A 15,710-nucleotide genomic window follows, 5' to 3' on the forward strand; every position below is an offset into this window, starting at 1 on the left:
CCGTTCCGTACCGTACGGGGCGACGGAGGCGAACCGACCGGGAAAGAGGGCGGGCGAACGTGGCCGGACTGCGCCTGGGACCACTGCTGAGGTACACCGACGGCTCGTCGGCGACCGTCTGGGTCGAGACGAGCCGTCCGTGCACCGCCGAGGTGCGCTGCCCGGACGGGGCCGGCGGCAGCACGAGCACCTTCCAGGTGGCCGGCCACCACTACGCCCTGGTCCCGGTCACCGGGCTGACACCGGGGACTTCCACGCCGTACGAGGTGGTCCTGGACGGCACGCGGGTGTGGCCGCTGCCGGGCTCCCCCTTCCCGGCCCCGGTGATACGTGCGCCCGCCGAGGGCGACGAGCTGCGGGTGACCTTCGGCTCCTGCCGCTGGGCCGCTCCCCCGGCCGACGGCCAGGACCCGGTCGGCCCCGACGCCCTGGACAGCCTGGCCGCACGCGTCGCCGCCGGCGGTGAACGGCCGGACGTCCTGCTGCTGTTGGGCGACCAGGTGTACGCCGACGAGACCTCGGCGGCGACCCACCACTGGCTGGCCGCCCGCCGCGACCTGTCGGAGCCGCCCGGCGCCGAGGTAGCGGACTACGAGGAGTACACCCGCCTCTACTACGAGTCCTGGCTCGACCCCGAGGTGCGCTGGCTGCTGTCCACCGTGCCCAGTTGCATGATCTTCGACGACCACGACGTCATGGACGACTGGAACACCTCCGCCGCCTGGCTCGCCGACGTACGGGCCACGCCCTGGTGGCAGGAGCGGCTGCTGAGCGGGCTGATGTCGTACTGGGTGCACCAGCACCTGGGGAACCTCTCCCCCGCCGAACTGGCCGCCGACCCGCTGTACACGGCCGTATGCGCGTCCCCCGACGGCACGGACGAGTTGCGCGCCTTCGCGGCCAGGGCCGACACCGACCCGTCCTCGGTGCGCTGGAGTTACCGGCGCGACTTCGGGCGGGTGCGGCTGCTGATGGTGGACACCCGGGCGGCCCGGGTACTGGACGAGGGCAACCGCGCCATGCTCGACCCCGGCGAGGCCGAGTGGCTGCGCGAACAGGCGCTGGCCGACCGGGAGTCGTACGACCATCTCCTGGTCGGCACCTCGCTGCCCTGGCTGCTGCCGCATCTCATACACGACCTGGAGACCTGGGACGCGGCCCTGTGTAGGGGCGAACGGGGCGCCCGCTGGGCCGGGTTCGGGGAGCGGCTGCGCCGTGCGGCCGATCTGGAGCACTGGGCGGCCTTCCCGGTCTCCTTCGCCGAACTGGCCGGCCTGATCGCCCGCACCGGCTCGGGTCCCGGGGCACCCGCGTCGATCTGTGTGCTCTCCGGGGACGTCCACCACGCCTACGTCGCCGAGCCCGTGTGGCCGGCCGGCACCGGGCCCGCCGCTCGTGTGCTGCAACTCACCTGCTCACCGGTCCACAACTCGGTGCCGCCGACGATCCGGGTGGGGTTCCGGTTCGGCTGGAGCGCCCTGGCCCGGTTCCTCGGACGGCGGTTCACCCGGCACGGACGCTGTGCGCGACCGCCGGTGACCTGGCGGAAGCGGGGCGGCCCGTGGTTCGGCAACCAGCTCATGACGCTGACCCTGCACGGCCGTTCGGCCCGGCTGCGGCTGGAGCGGGCCCGGCGGAACGGGACGCTGGAGACCGTGGAGGAGTCCACCCTCACCGCCCCATGAGGGACATCCGAGGCGAGTGGGGCGCGCGTTGGCTTCTGTTAATCGCGACGGCATGATGAGGCGGACCGTCCGCTTCCTGATCCCGTGCGGGCGGTGTTCCTGCCCAGCGCCCCACACGCCCGGGAGTCACGTCGTTGTCTGCCTCGCCCCAGGAATCCGCCCCGGTCGCCGTCGCCCTGGTCGGCGCCGGCCCGCGCGGCACCAGCGTCCTGGAACGCCTCTGCGCCTCCGCACCCGAGCTGCTGCCCCCGGGATCGCGCCTGACGGTCCATGTGATCGACCCGGCGCCGCCGGGCCCGGGCCGGGTCTGGCGCACGGCGCAGTCGGCGGAGCTGCTGATGAACACCGTGGCGAGCCAGGTGACCCTGTTCACCGACGACAGCGTGGAGTGCTCGGGCCCGGTCCGGCCCGGCCCCAGCCTGTACGAGTGGGCGGCCGGCGAGCTGGGCCCCGACGACTACCCGACCCGCGCCCACTACGGCCGCTACCTGGAGTGGGTGTTCGCCAGGACGGTCGCCCGGGCACCGGAGGCGGTCCGCGTGGAGACCCACCGCGCCCGTGCCGTACGGCTCGCCGAGGACCCCGACGGCCGCCAGACGCTCACCCTCGACGACGGCCGCGCCCTGCCCGGTCTGGCGGCGGTGGTGCTGGCCCAGGGCCACCTGCCGGCGACGGCGACCCCCGAGGACCACCGCCACCTGGCACACGCCGCCCGGCACGGCCTGCGCCACATCCCGCCCGCCAACCCGGCCGACGTCGATCTCACCCCGATCGCCCCCGGCGAACCGGTGCTGCTGCGCGGCCTCGGCCTCAACTTCTTCGACCACCTGGCCCTGCTCACCACCGGCCGGGGCGGCCGTTTCGCCCGCACCCCCGACGGCGCCCTGCGCTACACGCCCTCCGGCCGCGAGCCCCGCCTGTACGCGGGCTCCCGGCGGGGTGTCCCCTACCAGGCACGCGGCGACAACGCCAAGGGTCCGTACGGGCGGCACACCCCACTGCTGCTCACCCCCGAGGTGATCGCGAGCCTGCGCAAACGCGCGGACTCCGGCGAGGCACCCGACTTCCTCGCGGAGGTCTGGCCGCTGGTCGCCAAGGAGGTGGAGACGGTCTACTACACGGTCCTGACCGGCGACCCGGACCTCACCGAGCGCTTCCTCACGGCCGACGGCCGGCCCGCGGAGACCGCCGTACTCGACGCGGCCGGTGTCCCGACGGCGGACCGCTGGTCCTGGGACCGCCTCCAGCGCCCGTACGGGGAAAGGGAGTTCGCCGATCCGGCGGACTGGCGCGACTGGCTCCGCGGGCACCTGCGCGAGGACGCGGCACAGGCCGCCCTCGGCAATGTGCGCGGCCCGCTCAAGGCGGCCCTGGACGTGCTGCGCGACCTGCGCAACGAGATACGGCTGGTCGTCGACCACGGCGGCCTGACCGGCGCCTCCCGGCGGGCCCACCTGGACGGCTGGTACACCCCGCTCAACGCGTTCCTGTCCATCGGCCCGCCCCGCCGCCGCGTCGAGGAACTGACCGCGCTGCTGGCGGCGGACGTGGTGGCGGTGCTGGGCCCCGGTCTGGAGGTGGACCGGGCCGACGGCGCGTGGCTGGCGCACTCGCCGGAGGTCCCCGGCTCGGCGGTCCGGGTGACCACGCTCATAGAGGCCCGCCTCCCGGAGCCGGACCTGCGCCGCACCGCCGACGAACTGCTGGCCGGGCTGCGGCGCGAGGGCGCGTGCCGCCCGCACCGGGTGGACGGCCACGAGACCGGGGGGCTGGACGTGACACCGCGCCCGTACCGGCTGAGCGACCGCGACGGCCTGCCGCACCCGAGGCGGTTCGCCTTCGGCGTGCCCACGGAGGGCGTGCACTGGGTGACCGCGGCGGGCGCCCGGCCGGGCGTGGACTCGGTCACCCTGTCGGACGCCGACGCGATCGCACGAGCGGTCCTGCGAACAGCCACGCCGAGGTCCGAAGAGCAGCCGGGAGCGGAGCGGGCGGCGCGGGACGCCGGGCGGGACACGCCGGTGGCCGCTTAATCCTTTGCGGATTTCGCAAACCCCCCGTGAAACTCCTGTCACACCCTCCGCGTACGCTGTATGGCTGACGTCGGGGGGCGCAACAGGACAATCACGGGGGAACCGTCGTGTGGGAAAGCATGGGGTCGCTGGAGGCCGGGCCATGGATATACGCCATGGTGGCCCTCTCCGTGCTGCTTGATGTGTTCCTGCCGGTCCTGCCCAGCGGTGTGCTGGTCATCACCGCGGCCACGGCAGCGGCGGCGGGCACCGGGGCGGCTCCCGGGCGCGTCCCGCACGTCATACCCGACATCCTCGCGCTGACCTTCTGCGCCGCCGCCGCGTCGGTCCTCGGCGACCTGGTCGCCTACCGGCTGGCCTGGCGCGGCGGGGCCCGCCTGGACCGTGCGATCGCCCGCTCCCGACGGCTGAGCAGCGCGCAGGAACGTCTCGGCGAGGCCCTGTCCCGGGGCGGCGGCGCCCTGGTCGTACTGGCCCGCTTCGCCCCGGCCGGCCGCTCGATCGTCTCCCTGGGCGCCGGCGCCGCCCACCGCCGCGTCCGCGAGTTCCTCCCCTGGTCCGCGCTGGCGGGCCTCAGCTGGGCGGTCTACAGCGTCGCCCTCGGCTACCTGGGCGCCCAGTGGCTGGGCGCGACCTGGCTGGCGACGGCGGTGTCGGTGGTGGCGCTGTTCGGGGCCGGCGCGGGAGCGGGGTTCCTGATGCGAAGACGCCCGGCCTGACCCCTGCTTCCCCAGTACTTCGAGGGTCCGGGAGCGCTGCGAAGACGCCCGGCCTGAACCCTGCCTCCCCCAGCACTTCGAGGGTCCGGGAGCGCCCGGGAGCCCAGCGGCCTCAGCCGGCGGCCTCGCGCACCGCCTGCCCCCGCACCTCCAGCCCCCCGAGCAGCGCGGCGGTGGCCTCCGCCACCGCGTCCACCGCCCGCTCGAACACCTCCCGGTTGTGCGCGGCGGGCGCCCGGAACCCGGACACCTTCCGTACGTACTGCAACGCGGCAGCACGGATCTCGTCCTCGGTGGCCTCCTCGGCCAGCTGAGGCGGACGCAGGGTCTTGATACTCCGGCACATGTCCCCAGTCTCCCGCAGTCCCCTTCCTTCCTGCGAGGATCGTCCTGAGGCGGCCACCGCTCCCGGGGCCGACCGACGAGAGGACAGCCCCCATGACGAACACCCCGAACACGCCGGACAGCCCGGACAGTCCGCCCGGTGCCCGGCTCACCGTCGCCGTTCTCGGTCCCGGCGGCGTGGGCGGCCTGCTCGCGGCCCTGCTCTCCCGGGCCGGCCACCGCGTACTGTGCCTGGCCGGCGAGGAGACGGCCCACACCCTGCGTACCGCCGGAATCCAGGTCCGCAGCGCCCTGTTCGGCGACTTCACCGCCGCCGTGGACGCCGACACGGCCCTGCGCGAACCGGTCGACGCCTGCCTGATCACCGTCAAGGCCACCGCCCTGGACGCGGCCCTCACCCGCATCCCGCCCACGGCCCTCGGCGACGGCCTCCTCGTACCGTTCCTGAACGGCGTGGAGCACCCCGCGCTGCTGCGCGCCCGCTACGCCCCCGACCGCGTGGCCCCCTCCGTGATCCGCGTCGAGTCGACCCGCACGGCCCCCGGCCTGGTCGAACACACCAGCCCCTTCGCGGAGATCGACCTGACCGGCGCCAAGGTCCCCCGCCCCCGTCTGGAGGACCTGGCCGCGGCCCTCACCGCGGCCGGGCCGGCCACCCGCGTCCTGGACGACGAGACCACGGCCCTGTGGGCGAAGATGTCGTTCCTCGCGCCCTTCGCCCTGCTCACCACCCGCTACGGTCTCCCCCTCGGCGAGGCCCGCACCCGGCACCGCGACGAACTGGCCTCGCTGGTCGCGGAGACGGCCGCGGTCAGCCGCGCCTGCGGCGCCCCGGTCGACCCGGCCCAGGCCCTGTCCCGCTACGACGCCTTCCCGCCCGCCGCCAAGTCCTCGATGCAACGTGACGCGGAGGCCGGCCGGCCCCTCGAACTCGACGCGATCGGGGGCGCGTTGCTGCGCGCGGCGGACCGCCACGGGGTACCCGTGCCGGTGACGGCCCGTATCGTGCGCGAGTTGCGCGAAGCCGGGCACTGAGCGGGTCGAGCGAAGTCGGCTGCGGTGCGGTGACGCCCCGAGGGGGCGTGGGGTGCGACCGGCCACGACGGCACCGCGGCCGAACGACTGCACGTCACGGCGCCTCCGGCGAAGCGCTCAGCGGCCGTCCCGCCCGGGGGTCCTGGCCGCGGCGATGAAGGCGGCCATCCTCTCGCGGCTCTTGACCCCCGGCGCGGTCTCGACGCTGCTGGAGACGTCCACGCCGTAGGGGCCGAAGGCCTCGATGACACCGGCCACGTTGTGTTCGTCGAGGCCGCCGGCGATGACGACCTTCCCGGGCACGTCCGCGACCCAGGCGGGGATATCGGCGAACACGCCGCTGCCCGCGCTGGCGTCGTAGAAGAAGTACTGCAGCGCCTCCGGCCGCTCGGGCGGGGTGCCGGAGGCGAGGGCGAGGTTCGGGACGGCGGCGGTCTCGTAGATCTGGACGGTGTCGAAGTGCTCGGCGACCTCGGCCGTCTCGGCGTAGGTCAGGGCCACGGCGAAGACCGGGATCCGGCCGCGGGCGTACCCGGCGAGTTCCACGGCCCGCTCGGGCGGGCAGTACCGCTTGCTCTTCGGGGTCACCACGATCCCGACCGCGTCGTATCCCAACTCGACGGCCCAGTCGATCTGCTGCTCCTGGGTGAGCCCGCACACCTTCACGAACGTCGACTGCTGCCCGCTCATCCTGTCCTGTGCTCCGTTCTCCCGCCGGGCGGGAACGCGATCTCCGCCTCCAGGCTCTCACTCACGGGCGGGGCACTGTCAGTGCCGGCTGCCAGGATCACCGGCATGACGGACACGATCGAGGAGTGGCGGTCGCTCCTGGTGCGGTGGAGCCAGGAGTGGGCGGACGCGCGGGACGGGGAGACGCCGGAGGACGGGCGGCCGGCGCGGGACGAGGAACCGCTGCGGACGCGGTGGCTGGGCTTCCCGCCCGCGCCCGAGGAGCGGATACGGGCGATGGAGGAGCGGCTCGGGCAGCGGCTGCCGCCGTCGTACCGGACGTTTCTCGCGGTGAGCGACGGCTGGCGGCACGCGGGCGGTTTCGTCTGGCTGCTGGCCGGCACCGACCAGGCCCGGTGGCACGAGGACGCGTCGGGGCTCTCCGAGTACTTCCCCGGGGAGCTCGACGAGGACCCCACGCCCGAGGACGTACTGCTGGCCGGGATGTGGGGGCGCGCGCTGCAGGTGGACGTGGAGTCGGACGCCACCTACGTCCTGCTGGACCCGGGGGACGTGGACGCCTCCGGCGAGTGGGCCGTATACACCTGGGCACCCTGGCACGCGGACCAGCCGACGCGGTACGGCTCGTTCGGCGCGTTCATGGCGGCGATGTACCGGCAGTTCCACAGTCTCGCGGCGAGCGGCCCGGAGCGGGCGGGGACGGGGACGGAGTTCGTCAACGCCACCACCCGGGCCCAGGACGCGGCCGTCGAGGCGGCGCGGCTGGACGCGCTGGGCGGGCGGTACGAGCGGGCCGAGGCCGCGCTGGCGGAGGCGCTGTCGTACGGCAGGCCGCGGGCGGCGGGGCTGCGCGACCAGCTCCGCCGGCTGCTCGGGGAGACGTACATGGTGTACTTCCGCGGCCTGGCGGCCGACCCCGTGTATGTTCCGGAGGCCGTGCCCGTGCTTGTGGCCGAGCACGCGCGCATGCGCCGGGACCAGGAGCTGTCGCCCTATGACCTGCCCGGCGCGTCGGACGCGGTGCGCGAGGCGGCGGGCGGGATCCTGCGCCGGATCCGTGCGGGCACCTTCCGCTACACCGCCGAGGGCCTCTTCGGACGGGCCGTCGAGGAGGCGCGCGAACAGGCGCGCTGGGGCGAGACGGACGCGGCCTGGCACACCCTGCGCGCCGCGCTGCCCGAGTGGCGTCCGCTCAGCGCCGACCATCTCGCCCCGTTCGGCCTGTGCGCCGACCCGCTCCTGGCACCCCTGATCACCCCGGAGCGCGGCCGGGAGCTGCTGGCGACGCCCCGGGCCGGACAGCCGGGCGAGGCCCCACCGCCCACCGCCGACCTGGACCCGCCGGGTCTGGCCTGGCTGGCGGACGGAGACCCCGGGAACTTCCTGACGTCGTACCGCTTCCTGCTCGTGGAGGGGGTGGCACCGGCCGAGCTGCCCGCCTTGCTGGGCGCCGACCGGGCCGCCGTCCTCAATGACCCCGCGACGCTGTGGGAGGCGCGGCAACGCTTCCGGGGCGGTGAGGAGGTTCCCCCCTGGGCCGACCGGGCGCTGACGGCCGTGGGCCGGGCGGGGCCGGGCTGGAGCTTCGCCTTCGCACCGAGCCCGGGCGGACGGTTCGACGAACGTCGGTTCGTCTCCCCGGGCCTCGCCGCCTCCGCGGACACCCGCGTGGTGACGGTGTGGAGCGAATCCGGCCACGGACACCCGCCCGTCTTCCACCTCTCCGTCGCGGAGAACGGCGCGGAACGCTACGGCTGCACGCTCCGCGACGCCAGGTCCGACACCCGGGGTCCCGTACCGGAGGCGTTCCTCTCCCCCGCGGGCGCGTCCGCCGAGGCCCGGCAGCGCCGCGCCCTGGCGGCTCTCACGGCCGAACTCCACGTCGGCCTGCCACGGTTGGCCCTCACCCGGGGCCGCCTGCACACCTTCCGCACCCGCCCGTGGAACCGGCCTCCGGGGCCGGGAGAGCCGTACCTGACGGTCCGGGTGGACCTGGGGCGGCCGTAGGGGCTGAGCCTGCCGTCTCGGTGTCAAGCGCCCTGGACGATGTCCAGGGCGCTCAGCCGGGCATTCCGGCGGGCGGGCCACTGAGCAGCGACGACACCGACCGCTCGATATCCGGTACTTGACGTCACTACAGGGGCGTCCGGGGCGCGCGCGTCCGTAGGCCGCTGTCACGGTACGGTGTGCGGCAGTCGATCGCCTGTTCTGTGATCGCTGACCCACGAGGGGGTTTCATGAATCACCGCCGCCTGCGCCACCGCCGCAGAATGATCGCCGTAGCGGTCGGCTCGGCGGGTGCGCTGGCCGTTGCACTGGGTGTGGGGCTGACCTCGGCGATGGCCACCGGGACGTCGTCCGCCACGCCTGCGCCCACCGCGTCCTCGTCCGCCCCGAGCACGCCCTGGGCACCCGAGAACGACGAGGCGCCGCTGGGCCGCCACAAGGCCCTGCAGCCCAAGACCCTCGCGGCCGGCCGCACGGCCTCGAACGCTCTTCAGCTCAAGATGCCCGCACCGTCGGGGAAGTACAGCGTGGGCATGGTCGGCCTGCACCTCGTCGACACGTCCCGTACGGATCCGTACGTGGGCGGTACTCGCGAGTTGATGGTGTCGCTCTGGTATCCGGCCACCTCCACGTCCGGGCACTATCAGGCGCCGTGGATGCCGTCGATCTCCGGCGCCCACTTCCTCGCCACGCGCGGGCTGTCGCCGCAGCAGGTGACGCTGCCGACCACGGCGGGTCATGTGCTCGCCCCGGTGAACACCACGCTCGGCAAGCTGCCCGTCCTGCTGTACTCGACCGGGCTGCACTCGGACCGCGCGATGGGCACCGCGCTCGTCCAGGACCTCGCCAGCCGTGGCTACCTCGTCGTCACCGTCGACCACACCCACGACGCCAACGAGGTGCAGTTCCCGAAGAGCCGGCTCGAGGTCAACAAGATGCCGGCGGGCGCCCACTCCTCCGACACGCTCAAGGTGCGCGCGGCCGACATCAAGTTCGTCATCAACAAGCTCAACACGCTCAGCACGGGCGGCAACCCGGACGCCGGTAAGGCCACGCTCCCCTCCGGGCTGACGAAGTCGGTCGACATGTCCCGCATCGGGATGTTCGGCTGGTCGCTGGGCGGCGCGGCGGTCGACACCGCCATGCAGCTCGACAGCCGTATCGACGCCGGTGCCAACCTGGACGGCCAGTTCTTCGGGACGGCGCCGAGCAAGGACCTGAAGCGCCCCTTCATGCTCTTCAGCTCCGGCAGCCACAACCGCAACAACGACTCGTCGTGGCGCACGCTGTGGTCGCACCTGAAGGGCTACAAGGTCGACATCAAGCTCAAGGGCGCGGCGCACCTGTCCTTCAGCGACAACGAGTGGATGATCCCGCAGGAGGCGCGCCTGCTCGGGCTCTCGCAGGCGCAGATCCAGCAGCAGTACGGCACGATCGACCCGAACCGCGCGATCGCGGTCCAGCGTGTCTACCTCGCGGCCTTCTTCGACCAAGAGCTGCGCAAGCAGCACAGCACCCTGCTCGACGGGTCCAGCAGCAAGTACCCGGAGATCTCTTTCGTCCCCTGACCGAACAGCCGGCCGGACATCCGAAGGGCGGATCCTGCTCGTGGGTCCGCCCTTCGGCTCGCCGTGGGCCCGCATGTGTCGGCCGTCATATCCGGCGGCCTGGTTCACACGTACGAAACAGGCGTGAAAGTGTGACGGTTATGTAATCGCGTGGCGCTAGAGTGTTCGAGCTGTAGAACGTTCGGGCGCCCGGCGCCAATTGACAAAGGACCTCCTGCCCTGCCCTCCGCCCCTCGGGCGCCGCGCCGACACCGCACCCGCCGCCGCGCCGATATGCCGATGCTCGGCGGGGTGCGCCCGCCGATCGCCTCACTCGTCGTACTCCTGCTGGTGGTCGCCGCCCTGACCATGATCGCCCTCGACGGCATCCGTTCCGCGGGTGTGCCGCAGGCGGTGTCGGACGGGGAGCAGCAGATCGCCGCCGACACCGCGCTGTCGATGCGCACCACGATCGACGCCGAGGCGAGGACGGTACGCCGTACGGCCAAGGCGTACCCGGCGACGAGCACATCGACCCCCGCGACCACGCTCAAAGCACTGACTTCTGCCAGGAAGGGGATCCTGGGCAGTGCGCTGCTCGACCCGAAGACCGGCAAACTGCTGGCGGTCGGCGGCAAGACGGTGCAGCTCGCCGGGGTGGACGTCGCCAGGACGGCCTCCGGGCACGGGGCGATCCCGCCCCGGCTGGTGACGTCGGACGGGACGCGGCAACTGCTGTACTTCGCCAAGGTCACGCTGCCCGCGCAGCAGGAGGACGCCAACCAGGACCAGAACCAGGTCCCCAGCGGGCCCGACCGGCAGTGGCTGCTGGTGGTCTCCGAGGCGCTCCCCGCCCCCACGGCGTACGGCGACGGACGCACCGCCGAGGTGCTGGACGCGAGCGGCACCGCGCTCGCCACCGCGTCCCACGGCACGGCGTCGCCGGCCGCCGCCGACAGCGGTCTGCCCTCGGCGGCGGCCCGCGCGGCGAAGGGGTCGGGGCATGACACCGACGCCTCGGGAAGCCTGCTGGGCGCCGCCACGGGCAACCGGCGCACGGTGGCCGGCTGGGCCCAGGTCGCCTCGACGACCGGCCCGGGCGACACCGACGGCCTCGGTCTGGTGGTGCTCACCTTCCGCGCGGTGCCCGCCACGACCACCGCCGTCGACTACTCGGGCTTCGCGCTCCAGGCCGCGGGGGCGCTGGTCGTGCTCGCGCTGCTGCTCGGGCTGGCGCTGCACTTCTTCCTGCAGCGGCCGCTGCTGCGGCTCTACCTGTCCGCCGGCCGTCTGGCCCGGGGCGCGACCGAGGCCGGGCCGACCGCGTGGGAGGAGCTGTCCCGGCCGGTGCCGGTGAACGGCTTCGGGGAATTGGCCCGGATCGGGCGGGCACTGGAGTCGCTGCGCCGGCAGCTGCTCGGCGAGAGCGGCCCGCAGGAGTTCCCGGTCCGGCGCGGACCGGGCTACCGGGCGCTGGCCGGGGTCGGCGTGCTGGTGCTGGTCTGCTGGGCGGCGCCGATGATCTTCGTGCTGAACCGGGCGGACACCGCGACCGCGGTGCCGGCTTCGGTCCTCGCCGTCCAGCAGACACGCACCGAGATCGCGTCGAACCGGGTCCGGCAGTCCCTCGACCAGCTGTACACCGACCTGAGTGACGCGGCCGCAAGCCTGCCGGGCAGCAACCGGGCCGCCCAGACCGAGGCGCTGCGGCGCACCCTCGCCGACCACAAGCAGTTCCGCTCGCTGTATCTCCTGGACAGCTCGGGCGGCATCTCGCTGCGCGTGGGCGGGTCACCGCTGCGCACCATCGCCCACGTGCCCGGCGGCGGCGGGATCACCACCGTCAACACCTCGGGCCGGATCCCGGCGATCGCCGCCTACACCCAGGTCCGGGCCGCCAAGGGCAAGACCCCGGCGGCCGGCGTGGTCCTGTTCGGCGAGATCGACGTGAAGGCACTCAACTCCATTCTGTCCAGACCGAAACTGGGCAGCGTCTGGGTGACGGACGGCGACGACAAGGTGCTGGCGGCGAACGTGGGCTACCGCGCCTTCCAGTCGCTGCCCGACTCCGGTCTGAGCCGTCTCGCCCGCGCCACCCAGGGCGCCCCGGGGACCGCGGGCACCGCGACCTCGCGAGTGCTCCGCACATCCTCCGGCCCCTCGGTCGACGCCGCCGCGCCGCTGGCGCAGAGCGGTCCGACGGCCCGACTCGGCTGGCACGTGGTGACCGCGGAACCCGCGGCAGCACTCCAGATTCCCGCGGTGCAGGCCGAGCAGCGCACCATGCTCGCGGGGATCCTCGGCCTCACCCTGGGCGCTGCCTGCCTGGGCTGGCTGCATGTCGTGGTGGTCCGGCCGCTGCGCTCGGTCGCGGTGCTCGTCGAGCGGCTCGCCGGCGGAGACCGCCGCACCGTGCTGCACCCGGTCAACCACGACGAGATCGGCTCGGTCACCCGCAGCCTGGAACTGATGCGCCAGGCCCTGGCGGACCGCGATCGGGCGGCCAGATCCGGCCAGGCCGCCGGGCCCTTCCCGTCCCTGCCTCAGACCACCCTCCAGCGGTAGAAGGACGGAATCGGCATGCTTTTCCTCTATGTCATAGTCCTGCTGTGCTGCGCCGGGCTGTGGGTCGCCGGAATCATGGAGCAGCGGCGGCACTTCGCCTCGCTGGAGCAGATACCGACGCGGGTGCTGGTCAACGGCATCCGCGGCAAGAGTTCGATCACCCGGCTGTGCGCGGGCGCGCTGCGCGGCGGCGACCTGGTCACGGTGGCCAAGACCACCGGCACCGCGGCCCGGTTCATCCATCCGGATGCCACCGAGGAGCCGGTGTACCGCAAGTTCGGGCTGGCCAACGTCGTCGAGCAGATCGGCATCGTGCGGCGGGCGGCGGCCTACCGGCCGGACGCGCTGGTGATCGAGTGCATGGCGGTGATGCCCGCACTGCAGGAGATCAATCAGGAGAAGCTGATCCGTTCCACGATCGGCGTGCTGTGCAACGTGCGCGAGGACCATCTGGAGGAGATGGGGCCGACGCTGGACGATGTCGCCCGCTCGCTCTCCCGCTCGATGCCGGTGGGCGGGGTGTGCGTGACGGCGGAGAAGGACCGGCTGCACATCCTCCAGGAGGAGGCCGACAAGCGGAACTGCCGTCTGATCGCGGTCGATCCGGAGTCGGTGACCGACGCCGAGCTGCGCGGCTTCAGCTGGTTCACCTTCAAGGAGAACGTGGCGATCGCGCTGGCCGTCGCCGAACTGCTCGGCGTGGAGCGGCAGACCGCGATGCAGGGCATGTGGGACGCGCCGCCCGACCCGGGCGTGCTGTCGGTGGAACGTTACGTCACCCCTGAAGGCAAGCAACTGCGGTTCGCCAACGTCTTCGCGGCCAACGACCCCGAGTCGACGCTGATGAACGTCCAGCAGCTGGAAGATCTGGGCGCGATCCGACGGCCTCTCAACGTGGTCATCAACTGCCGCCCGGACCGGGTGGAGCGCAACGGCCAGATGGGCGCGATCGTCCCCGGCCTCGCCCCCGAGACGGTGTTCCTGATCGGCCACCCGACCAAGAGCGCCCGCGACGCGATTCCGGCCGGCTTCACCGGGCGGGTGGTGGATCTCGGCGGCGACCGCCGGGATCCCGAGGAGGTGACCGAGGCGATCCTCGCGGAACTCGGCCCGACTTCCTCGATGGTGGCGATCGGCAACATCCACGGCCAGGGCGAGCTGTTCCTGGAATGCCTCGCCGGGCTGCCGCTGGACGAGTCCGAGGATCCGTTCGACGCCGTTCCCCAGGGCGACGGCCTGGACCAGGAGACCATGCAGATCGCGCTGGTCCGGCCGCAGGTCGCGATGGGCCGGCCGCCCGAGCCGGAGCCGTACAGCTGGGTGGCACCGCTGGAGACGACCCACAGCTTCCACATCCCGAATCAGCGGGAACTCGCCCGCCAGTTCGCCGCCCGCCACGGCCGGCCCGACAGCCAGAGCACCACGGACGACCCGCGCCACTCCTACGATCAGCCCCAGTCCACGAGGAACCCGTGATCCCCGCCCATCTCACCGCACAGACCGCCGCACTTGGGATCGCCCTCGGGCTGGTCTTCTCGCTCGTCTGCTACCTGACCACCAACCTCTCCCCGGGAGGCATGATCACCCCGGGCTGGATCGCCCTCACGCTCGTCACCGACGTGCAGTTGGCCGGGCTGATGGTCGTCGTGGCGGTGCTCACGTACTTCACGACGAAGCTGCTGCAGCGCACCGTGATTCTCTACGGCAAGCGGCTGTTCGCCGCCGTGGTGCTGAGCGCGGTGCTGATACAGACCACCGTGATGCTCGCCCTCAGCCACGAGTTCCCGCTGCTGTACACATCACAGACCCTTGGCTTCATCGTCCCCGGTCTGGTCTCCTACCAGATGGTCCGTCAGCCGATGGCGGCCACGGTCATCTCGACCACGGCCGTGACGCTGGCCACGTACGTGGTGCTGGTCTCCGGTCTGCTCATCGGCGTCCTGCCCACCGGGTGACCTGCCCACCACCCTCACACCCCGTACTTCCAGGAGGATCGGCCATGCACTCCCACTCCGCCGGCAGAGGCAGCCGCCCGAATCGCCGTGCTCTGCTCGGGACGATCGCGGGCGTGGCGGCCGCCGGGGTGACGGGCGGGTACGCCTGGAACCGCCTCGGGCACGGCAGCAGCGACGACGGCGACGGCACGGCCGCCGACGGCACGGGCACCGGTTCGAGCGCCGGGAAGCGGACCTTCGAGCGGCTGTCCGCCCCCGACCGCACCGTGGTCCGTGCCGCCGACGGCGGCACCCTCGCCACGTTCACCGACGGAGCCCGTACGGCCGTGCTCACCGGGCGCACCCGCAGCTTCAGCGAGCCGCGGACCACCGAGGCCAAGGTGACCACGGACGCCTGGGTACGGGTGCTGCCGCACCCGTGGCAGCGGGGCATGGAGAAGTCCGCCTGGTTCGAGGGCTGGTTCGACAAGACGCTCGGCGACACCAGCCCGGACGTCTTCGCGGTGGCGTTCCAGTACAGCAGCGCCGGGGCGCCCGACAAGCACAACGCCAAGGGTGTGCGCTACGCGGGCACCGCGCACTTCGGCCCGCGCAATTCCGAGGTCAACAACCCGTTGGACTTCGCCTACCACGACGAACAGTCCGACTTCTACGACTATCTGGGCGTTCCCTGGACCTTCCCGGACGGCTCCCGCGTGCAGCCGGAGCAGGCCCGCTACGGCGACGTCGACTGCTCCGGCTTCCAGCGTCTGGTGTGGGGCTACCGCATGGGCATCCCCCTGCACAACACCAACACCAAGGGCACCGGCCTGCCGCGCCGCGCCTTCGCCATCGCCGCCTACGGTCCCGGCCGCCTGGTGATCCCGCACACCGGCACGAAGCAGGCCACCGACCTGGGCATCCTGCAACCCGGCGATCTGGTGTTCTTCGCCATCATCAAGGACCGGCCGGACTTCATCGACCACTGCGGCATATACATGGGCCTCGACGACCAGGGCCGGCACCGCTTCTACTCCAGCCGCTCCGCCGCCAACGGCCCCACCCTGGGCGACCTGTCGGGCCGCTCGCTGCTGGACGGCACCGACTTCTACGCCCGCGGCTTCCGGTCCGCCCGCCGCCTGTGATCCCG

The 15,710-nt window shown here is 73.0% G+C and carries 12 protein-coding genes; 10 read left to right on the forward strand and 2 right to left on the reverse strand.

What is annotated here, in order from left to right:
* The first annotated feature begins 59 nt into the window (after positions 1-59).
* From ABZ642_RS22790 to ABZ642_RS22800, 3 genes are all read left to right on the forward strand, one after another.
* Positions 60-1,685, forward strand: a complete 1,626-nt coding sequence (locus tag ABZ642_RS22790) for an alkaline phosphatase D family protein (protein ID WP_360486944.1) — start codon at positions 60-62, stop codon at positions 1,683-1,685.
* A 134-nt stretch (positions 1,686-1,819) separates the two neighbouring features.
* On the forward strand, positions 1,820-3,718 hold the full coding sequence (locus ABZ642_RS22795) for an FAD/NAD(P)-binding protein (protein WP_360486947.1): 1,899 nt from the start codon (positions 1,820-1,822) through the stop codon (positions 3,716-3,718).
* A 107-nt stretch (positions 3,719-3,825) separates the two neighbouring features.
* Complete coding sequence (locus tag ABZ642_RS22800; RefSeq protein ID WP_360486950.1) at positions 3,826-4,437, forward strand: VTT domain-containing protein; 612 nt, start codon at positions 3,826-3,828, stop codon at positions 4,435-4,437.
* A gap of 112 nt (positions 4,438-4,549) precedes the next feature.
* Here ABZ642_RS22800 and ABZ642_RS22805 read toward each other — a convergent pair whose 3' ends face one another.
* Positions 4,550-4,783 (reverse strand): DUF2277 domain-containing protein, encoded by a 234-nt coding sequence (locus tag ABZ642_RS22805; RefSeq protein ID WP_360486953.1) that lies wholly within the window; start codon positions 4,781-4,783, stop codon positions 4,550-4,552.
* 92 nt (positions 4,784-4,875) lie between these two features.
* Here ABZ642_RS22805 and ABZ642_RS22810 point away from each other — a divergent pair, with 92 nt between their 5' ends.
* Positions 4,876-5,817, forward strand: a complete 942-nt coding sequence (locus ABZ642_RS22810) for a 2-dehydropantoate 2-reductase (RefSeq protein ID WP_360486956.1) — start codon at positions 4,876-4,878, stop codon at positions 5,815-5,817.
* Between the two features lie 117 nt (positions 5,818-5,934).
* On the opposite strand, the gene ABZ642_RS22815 is transcribed toward ABZ642_RS22810, so the two are convergent.
* The gene (locus ABZ642_RS22815) at positions 5,935-6,507 is read right to left on the reverse strand and encodes a hypothetical protein (RefSeq protein WP_360486959.1); all 573 of its coding nucleotides are present in this window, start codon (positions 6,505-6,507) and stop codon (positions 5,935-5,937) included.
* Between the two features lie 105 nt (positions 6,508-6,612).
* On the opposite strand from ABZ642_RS22815, the gene ABZ642_RS22820 reads away from it, so the two are divergent.
* From ABZ642_RS22820 to ABZ642_RS22845, 6 genes are all read left to right on the forward strand, one after another.
* Positions 6,613-8,514, forward strand: a complete 1,902-nt coding sequence (locus tag ABZ642_RS22820; protein ID WP_360486962.1) for an SMI1/KNR4 family protein — start codon at positions 6,613-6,615, stop codon at positions 8,512-8,514.
* 230 nt (positions 8,515-8,744) lie between these two features.
* The gene (locus ABZ642_RS22825) at positions 8,745-10,082 is read left to right on the forward strand and encodes a hydrolase (protein WP_360486965.1); all 1,338 of its coding nucleotides are present in this window, start codon (positions 8,745-8,747) and stop codon (positions 10,080-10,082) included.
* Between the two features lie 291 nt (positions 10,083-10,373).
* Positions 10,374-12,626 (forward strand): cache and HAMP domain-containing protein, encoded by a 2,253-nt coding sequence (locus ABZ642_RS22830; protein ID WP_360486968.1) that lies wholly within the window; start codon positions 10,374-10,376, stop codon positions 12,624-12,626.
* A 15-nt stretch (positions 12,627-12,641) separates the two neighbouring features.
* A complete protein-coding gene (pgsB, locus tag ABZ642_RS22835) occupies positions 12,642-14,102 on the forward strand; it encodes a poly-gamma-glutamate synthase PgsB (protein ID WP_360486971.1) in 1,461 nt (486 codons plus the stop codon).
* Positions 14,099-14,581, forward strand: coding sequence for a poly-gamma-glutamate biosynthesis protein PgsC/CapC (locus tag ABZ642_RS22840; RefSeq protein WP_360486974.1), 483 nt, complete (start codon positions 14,099-14,101; stop codon positions 14,579-14,581). The genes pgsB and ABZ642_RS22840 overlap by 4 nt, the downstream gene beginning before the upstream one ends.
* A 44-nt stretch (positions 14,582-14,625) precedes the next feature.
* Positions 14,626-15,705, forward strand: a complete 1,080-nt coding sequence (locus ABZ642_RS22845) for an NlpC/P60 family protein (RefSeq protein WP_351692170.1) — start codon at positions 14,626-14,628, stop codon at positions 15,703-15,705.
* Positions 15,706-15,710: the final 5 nt, after the last annotated feature.

It is taken from the genome of Streptomyces sp. NPDC007157 (assembly GCF_040634235.1).
In the GTDB taxonomy this organism is placed as follows: Bacteria; Actinomycetota; Actinomycetes; order Streptomycetales; family Streptomycetaceae; genus Streptomyces.